The 2,182-nt window shown below is 68.9% G+C and carries 3 protein-coding genes; all 3 read left to right on the top strand.

The features are described from left to right. On the top strand, positions 1-722 hold a 722-nt coding region (locus VI08_RS20340; RefSeq protein ID WP_045831470.1), incomplete at its 5' end, for a CheR family methyltransferase. Beyond that, positions 719-1,291 carry a chemotaxis protein CheB gene (locus VI08_RS20335; RefSeq protein WP_045831468.1) on the top strand — a complete coding sequence of 191 codons (573 nt, stop codon included), beginning with the start codon at positions 719-721 and terminating at the stop codon, positions 1,289-1,291. The genes VI08_RS20340 and VI08_RS20335, both read left to right, overlap by 4 nt. Beyond that, the coding region (locus VI08_RS20330; protein ID WP_045831469.1) for a hybrid sensor histidine kinase/response regulator at positions 1,288-2,182 on the top strand (895 nt) is incomplete at its 3' end. The genes VI08_RS20335 and VI08_RS20330, both read left to right, overlap by 4 nt.

Here is a 2,182-nt window from a genome sequence, read left to right as displayed (position 1 = left end):
GGCGCATGCGCCACGCCATGGGCCGCTACGGGTTCGAGAAGCTGAGCGACCTGCAGCACAGGGTGATCCACGACCCGGCGTTCTTCGCCGAGGCCATGCAGTACTTCACCGTGCAAGTGTCGGAGATGTTCCGCGACCCCACGTATTTCGCCGCGCTGCGCGAGCACGCCATGCCGGTGCTGAAGACGTACCCGAGCGTGAAGGTGTGGATCGCCGGTTGCAGCACGGGCGAGGAAGTGTGGAGCATGGCCATCCTGCTGGAAGAGGAAGGCCTGCTCGACCGCGCCGTCATCTACGCCACCGATATCAACCCGGCGGCGCTGGAAGCGGCCGAGAGCGGTATGTTCGCGCTCGACCGCATGGCCCTGTTCAGCCGCAACTACCAGGCTGCGGGCGGGCGCCGCTCGCTGTCGGATTACTTCACGACGGGCTATGGCGGCGCCGTGTTCGATCGCCGCCTGAAGAAGCAGGTGGTGTTCGCCGACCATAGCCTCGCCACCGATGCCGTGTTTTCCGAAGTGCACCTGGTGAGCTGCCGCAACGTGCTCATCTACTTCAACCGCGAGCTGCAGGACCGGGCCGTGGGCCTGTTCCACGACTCGCTGGTGCGCCGCGGTTTCCTGGGCCTGGGCGCCAAGGAATCGCTGCAGTTCGGCGCCCACGCCGAGGGCTTCGAGCCCTGCGCGCCGCTTGAGCGGCTGTACCGGAAGACGGCGGCATGAGCGCGCCGTTCCCCCAGGCCGTGGTCATCGGCGCCTCCGCCGGCGGCATCCAGGCGCTGCGCGAAGTGCTGGGTTGTTTCCCGGCCGGTTTCCCGGCGCCCGTACTGGTGGTGCAGCACATACCGCGCGACCGCCCCAGCGGCCTGCCGGCCCTGTTCGACGAGGACTGTGCGCTGCCCGTGGCCGAGGCCACGGACAAGGCGCCGCTGTGCCCGGGCGTGGTGCTGTTCGCGCCCCCCGACTACCACCTGCTGGTGGAGGACCGCACCACGCTCGCCTTGTCGCGCGATGACGCCGTGCTGTTCTCGCGCCCGGCGATCGACCCGCTGTTTGAATCCGCCGCCGAGGTGTTCGGCGACGGCCTGCTGGCCATCCTGCTGACCGGCGCGAGCGCCGACGGCAGCGAAGGTGTCGCCGCGGTGCGTCGCGAGGGCGGCACCGTGTGGATCCAGGACCCCGAGGAGGCCACCGCCTCCCTCATGCCGGCCTCGGCCATCGCCCACGCGGGCGCCGATGCCATCGTCACCTTGCGTGATCTCTGCCGCCGACTCGGATGCTTCCACCCATGAACCTCTCCATGACCCTCCCCGAGGAACCGGCGGCGCGCGACCTCGCGAACGTGCTGATCGTGGACGACGTGCCGCAAAACCTCGTGGCTATGGAGGCGCTGCTGGCCCGCGACGATGTCCGCATCCTCAAGGCCGCCTCCGGCCCCGAAGCCCTCGAACTGCTGCTGGTGCACGACGTGGCGCTGGCCCTGCTCGACGTGCAGATGCCCGAGATGGATGGTTTCGCGCTGGCCGAACTGATGCGCGGCTCGCAGCGCACGCGCGACGTGCCCATCATCTTCCTCACCGCCTCGCCGAACGACCCCGCCCGGTCGTTCAAGGGGTACGAGACCGGCGCGGTGGATTTCCTGCACAAGCCCATCGACCCGCGCGTGATCCTGGGCAAGGTGGATGTGTTCGTGCAGCTGTACCAGCAGCGGCAGCAGCTCAAGGCGCAGAACGCCAGCCTCGAGCGCGCCCTGCAGCTCAACGAGGCCATGATCGCCGTGCTGACGCACGACCTGCGCACGCCGCTGTCGGCCATCAGCCTGTGCGCCGACCGCATCCTGGTGGAAGTGGGCGATGGCCCGCTGGCGCGTACCGCGCACCACGTGGAAAGCAGCGCCCGCCGCATGGCGCGGATGATCGACCAGTTGCTGGATTTCTCGCGTATCCGCTCGGGTGTCATGCACCTGGACCTCGCCAACCACGACCTTGCCGCGCTGGCCCATGCCGTGGCGGAGGAAACCCGCCAGGCCAACCCCACGCGCGCCATCGACGTGGTGAGCCAGGGCGACGCACTGGGCTATTTCGACTCCACCCGCATCTCGCAGGTGCTCTCGAACCTGCTTGGCAATGCCGTGCAGTACGCGCTGGGCAGCTCGCCCATCCAGCTCCAGGTCGACGCCCGCG

It is taken from the genome of Luteibacter yeojuensis (assembly GCF_000964085.1).
Lineage (GTDB): Bacteria > Pseudomonadota > Gammaproteobacteria > Xanthomonadales > Rhodanobacteraceae > Luteibacter > Luteibacter yeojuensis_A.
Note: the sequence above shows the minus strand (reverse complement) of the source record. Positions and strands in the feature narration are given on the sequence as shown.

Coding starts and splice junctions, on each gene's coding strand:
- VI08_RS20335 (WP_045831468.1), top strand. CDS start 719: ATGAGCGCGCCGTTCCCCCAGGCCGTGGTCATCGGCGCCTCCGCCGGC.